Source organism: Empedobacter sp. GD03861 (assembly GCF_029840885.1).
Taxonomy (GTDB): domain Bacteria; phylum Bacteroidota; class Bacteroidia; order Flavobacteriales; family Weeksellaceae; genus Empedobacter; species Empedobacter falsenii_B.
The window spans coordinates 1-977 of record NZ_JAOCDJ010000093.1; the positions used below are offsets into that span (position 1 = coordinate 1).

Annotated in this window: 1 protein-coding gene; it reads right to left on the reverse strand. The window is 39.8% G+C overall.

What is annotated here, in order from left to right:
- Positions 1–85 precede the first annotated feature (85 nt).
- Positions 86–977: transposase (locus tag N5D03_RS14865; RefSeq protein WP_280052112.1), on the reverse strand; the 892-nt coding region annotated here is incomplete at its 5' end.

Here is a 977-nt window from a genome sequence, read left to right on the forward strand (position 1 = left end):
TTTTTTTTGTGGTTGAAGTTGTATTTCTTCATGCGTTTTGGCTGTTTTTTTGTGCTTTAAACACAAATTCCCTTACCCGTAAAAGTTAATTCACAGAAGCAAGTTTGTTTCCGATAAGATACTTTTCTGGCGGACCTCTTTGTCCAAAAACGTGCAACGTAACCAGATTCCCCACTTTACAACAATAACATTTTCGATGTTGTGTTTTAGGCTCTACTAATGCTCGCGCAACGTGTAATTCTTCTTGTAACTGCTGTAGTTTGCCACGTTTCCAACTGCTGCTTAAAATTCCGTAGTGCCGTATGCGAACAAATCGTTTCGGTAAAACATGCAAGCTAAAACGGCGGGCGAATTCTTCGTTTTTTAATGTGAGTTGCTTGGTTTCACTTCCGTCTCTATAATCTTTATAATTGATAGTAACTTCTTGATGGGTTACATTTGTAATGCGATGGTTGCTAATGGCTACCTTGTGGGTATATCTACCCAGATACTCAATCACTTGTTTTGGGCCGCCAAATGACCGTTTGGCATAAACAACCCAATGCTTTTCAAACAAACTTTCTAAGATGTGCCCCTCGGCAAGCTTTTCTTTGCGTAACAACGCTACATATTTGGCTCGAAAAACCTTACTTAATGCTTTTACTGCAAACAAGTATTTATCGGTTTTTATTTTTCGTCTCCACTTGCCATTATTATCAATTCCGCCGCCTGGAACAATGCAATGCAGATGCGGATGCAAACTTAAATTTTGGCCCCAGGTATGTAAAATAGCAATCATGCCCAATTGCAAACCTTCGGTTTTGCCAAATTGAGATAAACTAGCCCACACAGATTCAAACAACAAGCGATAAATAATTTGCGGATGTGAGATCGTTAAACCGTTAAGCGTATCGGGCAAAGTAAAAACCAAATGATAATACGAACAAGGCAACAAATCTTGCGCGCGTGCCTGTATCCATTCTTCGCGTTTGTGTCCC